The sequence below is a fragment of the Streptomyces sp. NPDC046881 genome (assembly GCF_040645015.1).
Taxonomy (GTDB): Bacteria; Actinomycetota; Actinomycetes; order Streptomycetales; family Streptomycetaceae; genus Streptomyces.
Window position 1 is genome coordinate 33065 of the sequence record NZ_JBEYXJ010000017.1, and the last position, 15944, is coordinate 49008.

The following is a 15944-nucleotide window of genomic DNA, read 5'->3' on the forward strand; positions in this document are numbered from 1 at the left end:
AGCCGTGAGGCGGTTGCGGCGCGGCCTGCACCGCGCGTGGGAGTGGCTGCGCCTGCGGGCCCTGTTCGAGCACGGCAGCGAGCTGGAGCTGATGCACCGGGCCATGGGCTTCGCCACCCTGGCCCTGGTGACCCTGGCGCCGCTGCTGATCGTGGTCGCCGCGGCCGACCCCCTGGTGAGCGGCGGCTTCGCCTCCTGGCTCACCGACGGCATGGGGCTGTCCGGCCGGTCCGCCCATGTGATCACCGACGTCATCAGCCCCCCGCGCAAGGTCATCGGCACCACCAGCGTCTGGAGCGGCATCCTGCTCGCCGTGTTCGGCGTGTCGTTCGGCGGCAGCGTGCAGAACGCCTACGAGCGGATCTGGGGCCTGGCCTCCGGGCCCTGGCACCGGGTGTGGCGGCAGGCGACCTGGCTGATCGTGCTGACGGCGTACCTGTACCAGGAGGTGGCGACGAAGTCGACGCTGCACGGTTCGCAGCGGATCGTGCTGTCCACGCTCAGCGGCATCCTGTTCTTCTGGTGGGGGCAGCGCTTCCTGCTGGGCGGGCAGGTGCACTGGCGCTCGCTGCTGCCCGGCGCGCTGGCCACCGTCATCGGCCTGGCCGGCCTGCGCGTCTTCTCCTACCTGGTGTTCACCCCGCTCATCGTCACCAACGCCCTGAGCTACGGCGCCGTCGGCACCGTACTCGTCGTCGAGTCCTGGCTCATCGGCGTCGGGTTCGTCATCTACGGCGGCGCCATCTTCGGCCGCTGGTTCACCGAACACCACTGGATGCCGTCCCACCACCAGGACGAGCCGGCCGGCCCGGCCGACGAGGAGGAGCAGCCCGCCTAGGCCAGCTGGCGGCGCACCAGCTCGTGCAGCCGGCCCCCGGTGTCCGCGAGGAGTTCGGCCGGGGTGCCCTGCTGGACGACCTTGCCGTCCTCCATCACGACCACCCGGTCGGCGTCCAGTACGGTCGACAGGCGGTGGGCGATGACGATCCGGGTGGCGTTCAGCTTGCGGGTGCTGTCGATGACGATGCGCTGGGTGTCGTTGTCCAGGGCACTGGTCGCCTCGTCGAAGAAGAGGATCCGCGGCCGCCGGATGAGGGCCTGGGCGATCATCAGGCGCTGCCGCTGGCCGCCGGAGATCGCGCCGTTGCCCGCGACGATCGTGTGCAGCCCCATCGGCATCCGCTTGATGTCCTCGGCGAGCCCCGCCAGCTCGGCCGCCGCCATCGCCTCCTCCGGCGTGTACGGCTCGGCCCCGCAGATGACGTCCATGATCGAACCGGTGAAGGGCTGCGCGTGCTGGAGCACCACCCCGCACTGGCGGCGCACCGCCGACTGGTCGAGCGCCCCCAGGTCCTGGCCGTCGTACAGGACGCTGCCGGAGACCGGCCGGTCGAAGCCTATGAGCAGCCGCAGCAGTGTGGACTTGCCGCAGCCGCTGGGGCCGACGATCGCCACGAACTCGCCGGGCCGCGCGGCGAAGGACACGTCGTCCAGGACCAGCGGGCCGTCGTCCGCGTACCGGAAGGAGAGCCGGCGGGCCTCCACGGCGCCGGACAGCGGGCCGGGCCGGGTGCTCGCCGTGCGCACCTCGGGCGTGGCCTCCAGCACCGGCCTGATCTCCTCGAACAGCGGCAGCGCCGCCACCGCCGAGACGAACGCTCCGGTCAGCTGGGTGACCGAGGTCAGCACCATGGTCACCGACGTGTTGAAGGTCAGGAAGTCGGCCGCCGACATCGCGCCCTTGGCCGGGCCCGCCAGCAGCATGAACATCAGCAGGGTGCACACCGGCAGATAGACCGCGCCGAGGACCGTGGTGAGGTTCTTGATCCGGCCGACCCGCTGCTGGAGCTCCCGGCTGCGCGCGAACTCCCGTGCCCAGGCCGCGTACGCGTAGTTCTCGGCCGCGGCCACCCGCAGCTTGGGCAGCCCGCGCAGGGTCTGGAACGCCTGGTTGTTCAGCTTGTTGCCGAGCGTCACCAGCCGCCGCTGCCAGCGCACCTGCCACAGCCCGAGCCCGGTGAACACCGCCCCGATGACGACGAGCATCCCGATCGCGGCCGTCGCCATCGCCGGGCTGAACCAGAACAGCAGGGCCAGGTTCATCGCGCCGACGGTCACCGACTGGGCGACGACCGGGCCGACGCCCGCCAGCAGCCGGCGGATCGCGCTGATGCCCATGGCCGCGCTGGCCAGTTCACCGGTGGAGCGCTGGGTGAAGAAGCGGGTGGGCAACCGCAGCAGCCGGTCCCAGACGGCCGGCTGGAGCGCCGCCTCGATCCGGCCCTCCAGGCGCAGGATGGACAGGTTCTCCAGCAGCGTGAACGCCGCCGCGACCACCCCGCTCACCATCACCGCCAGGCAGACCTGGACGATCAGGCCCTCCTGGGCCCGCGGCACGTACTCGCCGAGCACCTTGCCCGTCGCGATCGGCACCAGCGCGCCGATCGCCACCGTCACCAGCCCCGCGAGGAGCAGGTGCAGCAGGTCGGTGCGGGTGCCGCGGAGGCTGAACCGGAGCAGCCCGAGCGGTCCGAGGCGCTTGTCGGGCAGCGGCCGGTAGAACATCACCGCGCGCGGCTCGAACTCCTCCGCGTTCGCCTTCTCCACGGGCGTCTCGCGCCCCGTCCCGGGGTGTACGGCCACGTAGCCGCCGCGCCGCCACAGCAGCGCGACCGGCGCCCCGGACAGCGCCCGGTGGCCGACCAGCGGGCCCACGTCCTCGCGCCACCAGCGCCCGTCCAGGCGGACGGCCCGGGTGCGCACCCGGGAGGCCAGCGCGACCCGTTCCACCGGGTCCAGCCGGTCGCTCTCGGTGCCGCTCTGCGCGGGCTCGGCGAGCCGGATGCCGGCCGCCCCGGCGACCAGCTTGCAGGCCGCGTAGGTGGCATCGGCGTCGGCCGGCGTGGTGCGGCGCGCGGAGCGCTTGCCGATGGAGGCCAGCAGGGTCCGGTCGGCCTGGGCGCGCACCGCCTCGCCGGCCTTGATCCCTTCGGCCGTGCGGTTCTCGTGGGTGCGCTCCAGCTGCTCGATCCACCGGTCCAGCGCGGTGAGCAGCCGGTACTGCTGGTCCACCAGGCTCTGCCACAGCGCCGGGTCCATCAGCAGATCGGCGGCGGCCTCCGCGCCGTACAGCGAGCCGTACTGCACGCTGCCCGGCGGCACCTGCATCCAGAAGACCTCGTCGTCGGCCGGGGCCGCCGCCCGCTCCTCGGCCAGCGGGGCCTGGAAGAGGACGGACAGGCCGCGGCCGACACCGAGGGCGAGCGCGTACTCCAGCGGGCTCGACGTCGGCGGCACGTACTGCGGGTTGCCGTACTCGTCGTACGACCAGGTCTGGGTCTGCGCCGGCTGGTACAGCTCGCGCAGGTTGACGCGGTGCACCACACAGTCCCGGACCGGGCGGGCCACCAGCGTGTGCTGGGGCCCGGCGACCGGGCCGAGCAGCAGGGTGCCCGCCTCCAGCCGGCCGAGGTGGTGCCAGTGGCCCTGCTGGGCGGCGTCCACCGCGAACAGGTCCAGCGCGCCGGCCGCGACCAGCCACAGCACCTGCGGGCCCTCCAGGTCCAGGCGGCCCAGGCCGGCGCAGTCCAGCCGCGTGCCCAGCGAGCCCAGCGCCCCGAGGACGAGGTCGCCTTCCGGTACGGACGTCATCTCACCGCTCCCTGACCAGCGCCGCGTACGCGCCGCCGCGCGCCACCAGCTCCTCGTGCCGCCCGCGTTCGACGACCGTGCCGTGCTGGAGGACGACGATCTCGTCGCTGTCGCGGACCGTGCTCAGCCGGTGCGCGATCACCACGCAGGCGCAGCCGCGCCGCCGCAGGTTGTCCATCACGACCTGTTCGGTCTCCGCGTCCAGCGCGCTGGTCACCTCGTCCAGCACCAGGATGCTCGGCCGGCGCACCAGCGCCCGCGCGATCTCCAGCCGCTGGCGCTGCCCGCCGGAGAAGTTGCGCCCGTCCTGCTCGACCCGGCTGTGGATGCCGCCGGGCCGGCGCATGACCACGTCGTACAGCGCCGCGTCCCGCAGCGCCTCCACCACGGCCTCGTCGGGGATCGACGGGTCCCACAGGGCCACGTTGTCGCGGACGGAGCCCTCGAAGAGGAAGACGTCCTGGTCGACGAAGGAGACGGAGGCGGCGAGCGCGCCGCGCGGGATGTCCTCCAGCCGGCGGCCGTCGATGCGGATCACCCCGTCCCACGGCGTGTACAGGCCCGAGATCAGCCGGGAGACCGTGGACTTGCCGCTGCCCGAGCCGCCGACCAGGGCCACCTGCTGACCGGGGCCGACGGTCAGGTCGAAACCGGTCAGCAGCGGCTGGTCCAGCGGGCTGTAGCCGAAGGTGACGTTCTCCAGTTCGACGTGCCCGTGCAGCCGCCGGGTGGACTCGCCGCCGCCGGGGCGGGCGTACAGCGGGTCGGCCTGGAAGTTCTCCACGTCCTTCAGCCGGGCCACGTCGGCCGCGAAGTCCTGGATGCGGCCCGCCACGCCGTTGAGCCGGGTCAGCGGCGCGGTGAAGCGGGTGACCAGCGCCTGGAACGCGACGAGCAGGCCGACGGAGATGTGCCCCTCGACCGCGCGCAGTCCGCCGATCCACAGGATGAGCGCGCTGTTGAAGGTGGCGAGCGTCGGCGCGACCACGCCGAGCCAGGCGCTCGGCACGCCGAGCCGCTGCTGCTCCTCCAGCGTGGTGGCGTGCTGTCCGGCCCACTTGCGGAAGTAGCCGTCCTCGCCGCCGGTCGCCTTCAGCGTCTCGATCAACTGCAGGCCGGTGTACGAGGTGTTGGTCAGCCGCGCGGTGTCCGCGCGCAGCTTCGCCGTCCGGGTCGCGCGCAGCCGCACGACGAGCCGCATGGCGACCACGTTCAGCAGGGCCACGGCGATGCCGACGAAGGTCAGCTGAGGGTCGTAGGTGTAGAGCAGGACCGCGTACAGGACGACCACGATCGCGTCGACGCCGGCCGCCGCGAGGTCGCGGGCCAGGGTCTCGGCCACCTGGTCGTTGGACTGCAGGCGCTGCACCAGGTCGGCGGGGGAGCGCTGGGCGAAGAACGTCACCGGCAGCCGCAGCAGGTGGCGCAGGAAGCGGGCGCTGGAGAGGGTGGAGGAGATGATCCGGCCGTGCAGCAGGTTGGCCTGCTGGAGCCAGGTCAGCACCAGTGTGAGCAGCACACAGGCGGCCATCGAGGTGAACAGCACGCCCAGCAGCGAGGTCTGCCCGCCGATGAGGAACATGTCGATGTACGTGCGGCTGAGCGCCGGTACGGCCGCGCCGACCGCGACCAGCAGCAGACTGGCCAGCACCGCCGCCGGGAGGGTGCCCGCGGTGCCGCGCAGCCGGGCCGGCATCGCGCCGAGCACACCGGGCCGGCGGCCGCCGGTGGTGAAGTCCTCGCCGGGCTCCAGCACCAGCACGACTCCGGTGAAGCTGCCGTCGAACTCCTCCATGGGCACGAAACGGCGGCCCTTGGCGGGGTCGTTGACGTACACCCCGCGCCGGCCGAAACGGCGGCCCATGCCGTCGTAGACGACGTAGTGGTTGAACTCCCAGAAGAGGATGGCCGGTGCCCGCACCTCGGCGAGGGCGGCCAGGTCCATCTGCATGCCCTTGGCCGTCAGACCGTAACTGCGGGCGGCCTTCAGCAGGTTGGAGGCGCGTGAGCCGTCCCGGGAGACACCGCAGGCGATGCGCAGCTCCTCCAGCGGGACGTGCCGTCCGTAGTGGCCGAGGACCATCGCGAGGGAGGCGGCACCGCACTCGACGGCCTCCATCTGGAGCACGGTGGGGGTACGGACCGTCCCGGTACGGGAGGTGGGGACCGGCCGCTTCGCGGGGGCCGCGCGTCTGCGGCCGCGGGTTTCCTGGGCGGTGGTCACGGGAGCAGCCAATCGACGGGACGCTGGTCGGCGAGCCGGACGGAGCCGGTGGCGAGGGTCATGGAGTCGAGCCGGAACGGCGGCCCGCCGGCGGTGGACCAGCGGTAACCGCTCTTCGCCGACGACGACTTGTCGAGTTCCACCAGGACGGCCACCGGGCGTCCCTTGCGGGTGAACTGCTCGCCGAGCTGGCTGTCGCCGAGGAACGCGGAGATCGACTGGGCGGACTGCGCGGTACGGTCCACCGACTTCACCTCGCCGCGCAGCACGCCGTACCGCTGCGTGGGTACGGAGGACACGCTCAGGTCGACGGAGGCGTGCGCCGGGATGGCGGCGGCGTTCTCGGCGGGTACGTACACGGTGGCGTACAGCGGGTCGGAGGCGTGGGCGACCTTCTCGACGGCGGCGACGTTGGTGCCGGTCTGGATGATCTGGCCGATGGTCGCGGCGAGCGTGGTGACGCGGCCCGCGGCGACGGTCCGGACCACCGTGTCGCCCTTGGCGGTACGGACCTTGAGGACCGGCGCGTTGGCGGGCAGCCGTTCGCCCTGCCGGGCGAGGACGGCCGTCACCTGCCCGGCCACCGGGCTCTGCAGCAGGTAACTGCCCTGCCCGTGGGTGAGGATGGCGGGGGCGCTCACCGTGGAGGCGACCGAGCCGGTCACCGCCCACACGGAGGCGGCGGCCATGACGACGACCGTGACGCCGAGCGCGAGCCAGCCCTGCGGGCGGGCGAGCCGCACCGGGAGGTCCAGCTCCTCCGGCGACTGGAGCTTGGCGAGGGCCTGTTGGCGGAACTGCACGGAACTTCCCTCACCTGTGGGAGAGACGCATGTGTGTCAGGGCACCGATGAGCCCCGGAGCCGTGGGACGGCTCCGGGACCGCGATGGCACCGAAGTGCGATCAGAGACCGGCGACCAGGCCGTTGACCGGCGCGGTGTTCAGGCCGGAGACGCCCTCGACGGTGCCGACGACCGTGTTGACCAGGCCGTTGACGCCCGGGGCGATCTCGTTCACGGTGCCGAGGGTGCTGTTGAGCGTGTTCACGGACAGACCGCCGGAGACGTTGTCCAGCTCGGCGTCCGAGATCTCGACGGTCTCAACGCGGGGGGTGGAGTTCATGGTGGAACTTCCCTTCGTATGGGTATTTCACAAGGGGGAGCGGCCCCCTCTGGGGGACAGACGGACGGCCGCGACCGCGGGCGCCGGGCACCCGTCTCCGGGGGCCCGCCGGACCCCGCGGTGCGATGGATCAAAGCACGCACGCGGCGCGCGCTTCCAATCAACCAGCGCTCTCACCTGGGCACTTGGCTCGCGAAGGGTTTCATCCGTGCAGGTCTGCGCACGCCTTGTCGGCGACTCCTTCACATGCCGCACGGCATCGTCGCGACGGCCGGCCCGTCCGCCGGGCGGCGAATCCGGCACTCCTCGCCAAAGGCGTGTCGGGGGGCGCGTGATTGTGCAGATAACCCGGTGCCGGTGAGGTGCCTGAGTGCGGGATGTGCAGATTCCCTGAAGGGGGGATTCCGCTTCGGCTTCGGAACTGAACGTTACCGACCGATAGCTGAGCGTGTCGGATCGATCGCCGACCGGGCCTGTCAGCCCAGAATCGCGTAGACCGTGTTCGCCCGGGCGGCGAGCGCACCCGAGGTGGCATCGCTCAACGTGACGTCCGCGAACGCCATCCGGCGGCCCAGCTTCGTCAGGACCGCTTCGATCAGGACATCCGCGCCCGCCACCGCCCGCTGGAACGAGGTCGACTGCTGCACCGTCGTCATCGGCACGAACCCGCCCCGCGCGGCCGACACCGCGATCACCGTCGCCGTGTCCGCGGCCGCCATCAGAGCCTGCCCCGACAGTCCGCCGCCCTCCCGGGCCAGCCGGTCCGACCAGGGCAGACGCAACACGGCGCGGTCCTCGCCCACCGCCTCGACGGTCAGCCCGAGATCGAGCACCCAGGGTGCGAAGTTGACGGAGAGGATCTTGTCGGCTTCGGCGGTGGTCATCGTCATATGGGGGATTGTTCCCGGCCTCCCGCCGCGCCACGCCGAGCGTGGCCGATTCGCCACCCCGGTACGGCCGTTCGGAACCGGAATTGAACACACCACGAGGCCGGTGCGTACCTACGGCCATCCAGGCGCCGCGATACCCACCCCCCCGATACGAACTGCCCGCGAGCGGCAGACCCCCCGTCCCCAGGAGGTCGAGAAGTTTGAGTCACAAGCGAATGCCGAAGCGCAAGGCCGCGATAGCGGTGGGCGGCGTCGCGGCGCTCGGAGCGGCGGCCCTCCTGCTCCCCAACGCCAACGCGTCCCAGGACAAGGACCAGGCGTCGGGCGCCACCGGCACCGCGAAGACCCTGAAGGCCACGGACGCCTCGGGCCTCGCCGCCCAGCTGCAGAAGATCCTCGGCGACGCCTTCGCCGGCTCGTACTACGACGGCGCCAAGCAGCAGCTCGTCGTCAACGTGGTCAACGGCGACGACAACCTCATCGTCCAGGCCAAGAAGGCGGGCGCGGTCGTCCGCCAGGTCGACAACAGCACCGCCGAACTCAAGGCCGCCGCGCAGACGCTGAAGACGAAGGCGACCATCCCCGGCACCTCCTGGGCCGTCGACCCGCGCACCAACAAGGTCCAGGTCACCGCCGACGCCACGGTCACCGGCGGCAAGTGGAACAGACTGCAGTCGACCGTGCGCAGCCTCGGCCCCGGCATGGCGACCCTGAAGAAGTCCTCCGGCACCTTCAAGACGTTCGTCTCGGGCGGCGACGCCATCTTCTCCCAGGTGCAGGGCGGCAACGTCCGCTGCTCCCTCGGCTTCAACGTCACCGCCTCCGACGGCAGCCCCGCCTTCCTGACGGCCGGTCACTGCGGAGTCGCCGCCAAGGAGTGGTCCGACTCCCAGAACGGGCAGCCCATCGCCACCGTCGACCAGGCCACCTTCCCGGGCGCCGGCGACTTCTCCCTCGTCAAGTACAACGACCCGGCGACCCAGGCGCCCAGCGAGGTCAACACCGGCAACGGCCAGACCGTGCAGATCAACCAGGCCGCCGACGCCACCGTGGGCGAGAACGTGTTCCGGATGGGCTCCACCACCGGGCTGCACGACGGCCAGGTCACCGGCCTCGACGCCACCGTCAACTTCCAGAGCGAGACCGACCCGAACGGCGTCGACACGGTCACCGGCCTCATCCAGACCAACGTCTGCGCCGAACCGGGCGACAGCGGCGGCTCGCTGTTCACCCAGGACGGCAGCGCCCTCGGCCTGACCTCCGGCGGCAGCGGCGACTGCACCAGCGGCGGCGAGACCTTCTTCCAGCCGGTCACCACCGCCCTCCAGGCCACCGGCGCGACGCTCGGCGCCGGCGGCGCGGGTGCCGGTGACCAGGCGGGTGCGGGCGACCAGGCGGGCGCCGGTGACCAGGCGGGCGCGGGCGACCAGGCGGGTGCCGGTGACCAGTCCGGTGCCGGTGCCGGTGACGAGTCCGGTGCGGGTGCGGGCGATCAGGCCGGTGCCGGTGACCAGTCGGGTGCCGGTGCCGGTGCCGGTGACGAGTCGGGCGCGGGTGCCGGTGACCAGGCCGGTGCCGGCGGTGACCAGATCGGCGGCAGCGCCGACCCGTCCGCACCGTCCGACGCCTCTGGCTCCGACGCCTCCGGCTCCGGCGCGGCGCACGACGGCTCGTCGTCCCTGACCGGCACGCGCTAGCGGCACGGCGCGTCCGCGAGGCTCCCCGGCCGGCCTCCCCCTCGGTATCGGCCGGCGAGCAGTGGTCCGGCCCTCCCGCGGGAGGGCCGGACCGCAGCCGTGCGCGTCAGCCGTCGCACGCCCGCAGCAACAGCACCGCCACGTCGTCCACCCGTTCCCGCGCGGCCGCACTGTGCCCGACCACCTCGTCCGCCAGGCTCTCCAGCGGCTGGTGGCCGACGTCCGCGAGCAGCGCGCCGAGATCGACCAGCGCGTCCTCGATGTCGATGCCGGGGGACTCCACCAGGCCGTCGGTGTAGAGCAGGAGCACCGAGCCGGGGGTCAGCGACACCTCGGTCGTCGGGTACACGGCCGCCGCGTCGATCCCGAGCAGCGGACCCCCGGCCAGGTCCAGCACCCGCACCCGCCCGTCCGGCCGGCGCAGCAGCGGCGGCGGATGACCCGCCCGGGCCATCACGGCCCGCCCGCGCGCCGGGTCCAGCCGCAGGTACAGACAGCTCGCGAACAGGTCGGTGCCGAGATCGATCAGCAGCCGGTTGGTGCTGCTCATCACCTCCTGCGGCGCCTGTCCCACCGTGGTGTACGCCCGCACACCCGTGCGGATCTGCCCCATCAGGCCCGCCGCGGTCACGTTGTGCCCCTGGACGTCCCCGATCACCGCCGCCGCCAGCGGACGGGTCGGCACCAGGTCGTAGAAGTCGCCGCCGATCTCCATGCCGTGGGTGGCCGGCAGATAGCGGGCCGCCGCCTCGATGCCGGGCGGTGGCGCCAGTGTGTGCGGCAGCAGCGCCTGTTGCAGACCGTGCGCCAGGCGGTGTTTCGCGTCGTAGAGCACGGCCCGCTCCAGGGCCTGCGCGATCAGCCCGCCGAGCGAGGTGAGCACCGCGCGCTCGTCGGCCGGGAAGGGGTGCGGCCGGGCGTAGGCCAGCACACACGTGCCGACCGGCCGTCCCGACGCGATCAGCGGCAGGTACGCCCAGGCCGCGAAGCCGTCCGGGGCCTCGTGGCGGTCCGGGTACAGCCGCTCCAGCTGCTCCCGTGAGTCGAAGAACGCGGGCACCCCGCTGTTCAGGGCGTGCGTGCCCGGGGTCCGTTCGGACAGCGGCAGCCCGTCGAACCGCTCCACGACGCGCGCGGACGGATAGCCGCGGTGTCCCAGCACGTGCAGCCGCCCGCCCTGCGCCCGCAGCAGCACCAGCGCCTGGCTGCCGACGGCCGGGGCCACCTCGTCCCACACCAGCTGCACCACGTCCTGCACCCCGACCGCCTCGGTCAGCGCGCCCGCCAGACTCAGCACCTGGGAGATGCTCACCAGCCGGGACGGCCCCGCACCCGCCTGCGCGGTGCCGCGCCCCACCTCCGCCACCGCCCGGGCCCGGCTGATGCGCATGCTCAGCCCGGTCGTGCTCGGGTACATCCGGAACGACAGCCACTCGCCGGGCGGGCGCAGCGCCACGAACGACGTCACCTGCTGGCTGATCAGCGCCGCCCGGTAGCGGTCCTCGTACATCGGGTCGTTCAGCCAGGACACCGACACCCAGGGCAGCGTGCCCAGCAGCTCCCCGGCCGGCCTGCCGAGCAGCTCGGCGGCGGCCGTGTTGGCGAATCCGATCCGGCCGTGCAGATCCAACGAGATCAGTCCGTACGGCAGCCGGGCCACCATCCGTGCCGCCTCGACCGAGCCCAGGGTGCCCGCCACGCCCGACAGCGGTGCCGCGAGCACGTCCGGCTCGTGGCCGACCGGCCGGTCCTCCCGCGCGGCCCGCTCCAGCCGCAGCGCCAGCCGCTCGCAGGCCGCCGTCAGGTGGGCGCGCTCCCAGTCCGACAGCTCCGGCGGATGCGCGCCCGGCCAGGTCACGAACACCGCGCCGTACACCGTGTGCTCCGTCGCCACGGGCGCCGCGGCCAGCGCGAAGGGGTACGGCAGCACCACCGAGATCCGCGGATAGCGGCGGGCCATCTCCTCCTCGCCGCCCACCCAGACGAGCCGTCGCTCGCGCGCCGCGTCCGCCACCGGGATCGGCGCGCTCAGCCCCACCCGCTCCCACGGCGCCGCGAACGCCCGGGGCATGCCCGCCATCACCGCCATCTCCAGGACCGGCTCGCCGGGCCTGAGCAGGTACACCGCTCCGGAGTGCGCGTGCACGTCCTCCAGCAGCGAGGCCAGCGCGAGCGACAGCACCGGCTGTCCGGCCGGCGCCCCCCGCGTCCCTGGCCCGTCGGACACGCCGACCACCTCCTCGTACGGCCGCGCGTCGCATCCCGGGCACAAGACTCCCGCGCGTCGGCGCCCCGCGCACGGCGAGCGATCGTCCGGCCCCGGGCACGCCCGCGCACGTCGGATGGCTCCGAATACCCCGGCGCGCCGTCTCCATGCGCCGGAGCCGAGGGGCGGGGCGGCCGGCAGGCGCCTGAACCGGCCCGGCCGGTGTCGGACCGGGGCCGTCGGCCGGGACGGCGCCCGGGGCAGGGGAGAGGCACAGGTGGTGTACGGGTTTCTCGTGTGCGCCCCCGCCGCGCCTGGTTGGCCGAATCCATGCGCAGGGGGCTCCTTTCTCGGCCCCCGCAGGGCGGCGGCCGGGCGGCGAGGCACACGGCGGCAGGGGCGGATCGGCGGTGGGCCGGGCGGTGCGCCGGGCGTGTCGCGGCCGTTCCCCGGCGGCGTATCCGGAGTGTCCGTCGGCCGAATCATCACCCCAGATCAGGGGCAGTCCGGCCAACCCGTCGAACGGCCGGGCGGAACGCCGGCCCGCGGCGGCCGGGCGGCCGACGGAACCGTCCGGCCGGACCCGGCGGCGGTCTTTTTCTCGCCTGGCCGGTTTGGGGGCGAGTCGCCGGGGCACACGCGCATCCGGCCGGGGTCCCGTGCGCGCACGGGGCCGCACCGGGTGGCTGGACAGTGACGCAAAAGCACCGTCAGAGTACTCTCCGTTCAACTTCAGGGGGTTGCTTGCGCGTGACTCACCGTGAAGACTGTGGCCGAGTTCCATCGAAACGAAGGTGTGACGGACTGCGCATCATGCCAATCGTGGGGCGGCACGCCGTGCGAATGCGTATTCTCACACCTCGTTCCGGACGGCCGGGGAGCGCCCCGTTGTTCGTCCACGAGCCGGGTGGGTCCCGCGCGATCGCCGCGCGGGAGGTGTCGCCGAGGGGATGGGTTATGTCGGGTTGGCGTGTCGCACGACCGGGCTCGCCGCGGGGCCGGGGCCGGCCGCGCGGCCGCCGCGTCCTGCACCGCATGTGTTGAGGGCCTGCGGCCCACCCCGCCGGCACACCGACCGCGGCTGACCGTCCCGCCGCGCACGAGGAAGCCGCACGGGCGTGCGTTCCTCCCGTCCCGACCACCCGGCAGCGGGGCACACCCGTGTCCCGACCGCCCGCGGCCCCGGCCGCGCCGGTCCGCGCACCGACCCCGTGCGTGACTCCGCCATGCCCGCACGCGCTAGCAAGGAGACAACGTGATCAGCAGGCAATCGACGGGCGAACGGCTCCTCCTGGAGGAGTTACCCGACCGCTGGCGGGGCTTACGCGCGGCCGGCCCGGTGCGGTACGACGAGACCCAGGGCGTCTGGCAGGTGGTGGACCACGAGACCGTCGCCGCCGTGCTCGCCGACCCGGCGACGTACTCCTCCGACATGTCCGCCCTCGCCCCCACCCAGCCCGACTTCGAGACCTTCACCCGGGGCAACTTCGTCGGCATGGACCCGCCGGAGCACCGCAAGCTCCGCACGCTGGTGAGCCAGGCGTTCACCCCGCGGGTCGTCCAGGGGCTCGGACCCCGCATCGAGGCCGTGTGCGCGCGGCTGCTGGACGAGGTCGCCGACCGCGACCGGTTCGACCTGGTCGACGCGCTGGCCTATCCGCTGCCCATCATCGTGATCGCCGAACTGCTCGGTATCCCCGCCGAGGAACACCGGCTCTTCCAGGAGTGGGCGAGCGTCCTGTTCGGCGGCGACCAGCTCGGCGAGGCTCCCGACATGGCCGACCTGGAACGGGCGCTGGAGGCCATCGCCCCCACCGTGCGCGAGATGAACGGCTACATGCTCGACCACATCCGCGCCCGCCGCGCCCGCCCCGGCGACGACCTCACCAGCAGACTCATCGCCGCCGAGGTGGACGGCGTCCGCCTCGCCGACCAGGAGATGGTCGGGTTCGTGGCCCTGCTGCTGGTCGCCGGGCACATCACCACGACCGCGCTGCTGGGCAACGCCGTCGTCACCTTCGACCGGCACCCCGGTACGGACGCCGCGCTGCGCGCCGACCCCACGGGGATCCCGGCCGCCGTCGAGGAGGTGCTGCGCTGGCTGCCGCCCTTCCCGGAACTCGGCCGCAGGGTCACCCGGCCCGTGGTCCTCGGCGGCCACGACATCCCGGCCGGCAGCCTGCTGATGGCGCATCTGGGCGCCGCGAACCGGGACCCCGCCCGGTTCGACACGCCCGACGTCCTGGACGTGACCCGGAACCCCAATCCCCATCTGACCTTCGGGCACGGCATCCACTTCTGTTTCGGCGCACCCCTGGCCCGGCTGGAGGCGCGGATCGCCCTTCACATGTTGCATGAACGATTCCGCATCCTGGCGATCCCCTCCTACGAGGACGTCGCCTACCAGAACCCGGCCGTCATCATCGGCGTACGGCAGCTGCCCGTCGAGGTCGGCAGACCGTAACCCGAGCGCGCACACCGCGCACCGGCCCGCCCCGTGCCGCTCACGGGCCGGACCGGCACACCCGCACATGAGACCCATCCAACGGGAGTCCCCTTCTCATGCCGTACACCTTCCCCACCGCTCCGGCCCTTTCCCGGACGCCGTCCCTGCTGCACCGGGAGCTGCAGGACCGTCTCGACGCCCTCGCCCGGACCCACCGGGTACCCGGCGCCCAACTCGCCCTCGACACCGGCGCGGACGTCATATCCGTGCACACCGGTACCGCCGACACCGCGACCGGAAGCCCCTTCACCGCCGACACCGCGGTCCCCCTCGGGTCGCTCACCAAGCCCTACACCGCCGCGCTCGTCATGCTCCTGGCCGACGACGGCGACCTCGACCCGGACGAGCCCGCCGCCTCACACCTCCCGGAGCTGGGCGACGTCCCCGAGGTGACCATCCGTCAGTTGCTGTCGCACACCGGCGGGTTACCCACCGGTCCCGACTCGGACACGGCCGCCACGACCACCGCCGCCCGCTATCTCGCGGCCGTCTGCACCGCCCGGGACACGCTGTTCCCGCCGGGGACCGACTTCTCCTACTCCAACGCCGGCTACGTCGCCGCCGGCCGGCTGGTGGAGACGGTCACCGGGATGCCGTGGTCCGAGGCGGTCCGGGCGCTGCTCCTCGAACCGCTCGGTGTCGTACCGGCGTTCATCGGCGAAGCCGTGCCCGCCCGTCCCGTGGCCGCCGGGCACGCCGTCAACACCGCGACGGGGCAGGCCCGTCCGGCCCGGCAGAACCTGGCGCCGCTGGAGGCGCCGGCCGGTGCGCTGCTCGCCGGTGCCCGGGACCTGGCCGCGTTCGGCAACGCGCTGATCGGCCGCGCGGACCTGCTGCCGCCCGCCGTCGCCAAGGAGATGCGCCGCGCCGAGCCGGCCGCCCGCCCGGGTGCGCTGGCCGACGGCTGGGGCGCCGGACTCGCCCTGTACCGGCGGGACGACCGCGTGTGGTGCGGCCACGACGGCAACGCCCAGGGCACGTCCTGTCATCTGCGGGTGGACCCGGAGAGCGGGGTGGTGGTCGCCTTCACCGGCAACGCCGGGGGCGCGACCGCCCTCTGGCGCGACCTCGCCGAGGAACTGGGCCGGCTGACCGGCATCCAGGTGCCCGTCGGCGCGCGGATCGCGGACCGGGGCCGTGCCGTCCCCCTGCCCGACTGCGCGGGCACCTATCGCAACGGCACCACGACGTACCGCGTCGCGCCGGGCCCGGACGGCTCCCCGGCCCTGTCCGTGGACGGCGACCTGCCCATCCCGCTGGTCTGCTACGCCGACCTCTCCTGCGACCTGCGCGATCCGGACACCGGGCGCCTCGAACCCGGGGGCCGCTTCCACCGCGATCCGGCCACCGGCAGGGTCGACCGGGTGCAGATCTCCGGCCGCACGGCCCGGCGCACGGCCGACGGCTGACCGTTCCGGGTACCGCCGAGGTCCGCTTCCCGGCCCCGGTCGACCGCCGGCACAGCAGCCGGCGCACCCGCCACGAACCGGTGCCCCCGTGCCGGGCGGGCGCCGGCACCCGCGGTCGTCACCGATCAGGTGGTCCCCCCTCGAACCGTCGGCACCGCCGGCCGGCACACCCCGGCCCCGGCCCGCACGCTCCGCAGCACCGTCGCGCACACCCGGTGGGCCACCCGGTCCAGCGCAC

Annotated in this window: 10 protein-coding genes; 4 read left to right on the forward strand and 6 right to left on the reverse strand. The window is 73.4% G+C overall.

The features are described 5' to 3' along the window. The first annotated feature begins 4 nt into the window (after window positions 1–4). Entirely contained in the window at window positions 5–838 is an 834-nt protein-coding gene (locus tag ABZ923_RS11510; protein WP_361469887.1) for a ribonuclease BN, read from the forward strand. Here ABZ923_RS11510 and ABZ923_RS11515 read toward each other — a convergent pair. The 5 genes from ABZ923_RS11515 to ABZ923_RS11535 form a co-directional block, all read right to left on the reverse strand. Further along, window positions 835–3651, reverse strand: coding sequence for an NHLP bacteriocin export ABC transporter permease/ATPase subunit (locus ABZ923_RS11515; RefSeq protein ID WP_361469888.1), 2817 nt, complete (start codon window positions 3649–3651; stop codon window positions 835–837). The genes ABZ923_RS11510 and ABZ923_RS11515 overlap by 4 nt on opposite strands. 1 nt (window position 3652) lies before the next feature. Further along, window positions 3653–5875: an NHLP family bacteriocin export ABC transporter peptidase/permease/ATPase subunit gene (locus ABZ923_RS11520; protein WP_361469890.1), complete on the reverse strand. Its 2223-nt coding sequence runs from the start codon at window positions 5873–5875 to the stop codon at window positions 3653–3655. Then, window positions 5872–6678, reverse strand: coding sequence for an HlyD family efflux transporter periplasmic adaptor subunit (locus tag ABZ923_RS11525; RefSeq protein WP_361469892.1), 807 nt, complete (start codon window positions 6676–6678; stop codon window positions 5872–5874). The genes ABZ923_RS11520 and ABZ923_RS11525 overlap by 4 nt, the downstream gene beginning before the upstream one ends. Window positions 6679–6779: 101 nt before the next feature. After that, window positions 6780–6998 (reverse strand): type A2 lantipeptide, encoded by a 219-nt coding sequence (locus tag ABZ923_RS11530; RefSeq protein WP_361469893.1) that lies wholly within the window; start codon window positions 6996–6998, stop codon window positions 6780–6782. Window positions 6999–7474: 476 nt separating this feature from the next. Next, complete coding sequence (locus ABZ923_RS11535; RefSeq protein WP_361469895.1) at window positions 7475–7888, reverse strand: PaaI family thioesterase; 414 nt, start codon at window positions 7886–7888, stop codon at window positions 7475–7477. 215 nt (window positions 7889–8103) lie between these two features. Here ABZ923_RS11535 and ABZ923_RS11540 point away from each other — a divergent pair, with 215 nt between their 5' ends. Then, window positions 8104–9585 (forward strand): S1 family peptidase, encoded by a 1482-nt coding sequence (locus tag ABZ923_RS11540; protein WP_361469939.1) that lies wholly within the window; start codon window positions 8104–8106, stop codon window positions 9583–9585. 106 nt (window positions 9586–9691) lie between these two features. On the opposite strand, the gene ABZ923_RS11545 is transcribed toward ABZ923_RS11540, so the two are convergent. Further along, window positions 9692–11821, reverse strand: coding sequence for a SpoIIE family protein phosphatase (locus ABZ923_RS11545; protein ID WP_361469896.1), 2130 nt, complete (start codon window positions 11819–11821; stop codon window positions 9692–9694). Window positions 11822–13046: 1225 nt separating this feature from the next. Between ABZ923_RS11545 and ABZ923_RS11550 the strand changes: the two genes are divergently transcribed. Further along, entirely contained in the window at window positions 13047–14255 is a 1209-nt protein-coding gene (locus ABZ923_RS11550; RefSeq protein WP_361469898.1) for a cytochrome P450, read from the forward strand. Between the two features lie 98 nt (window positions 14256–14353). Next, window positions 14354–15706, forward strand: coding sequence for a serine hydrolase domain-containing protein (locus tag ABZ923_RS11555; protein ID WP_361469899.1), 1353 nt, complete (start codon window positions 14354–14356; stop codon window positions 15704–15706). Window positions 15707–15944 lie beyond the last annotated feature (238 nt).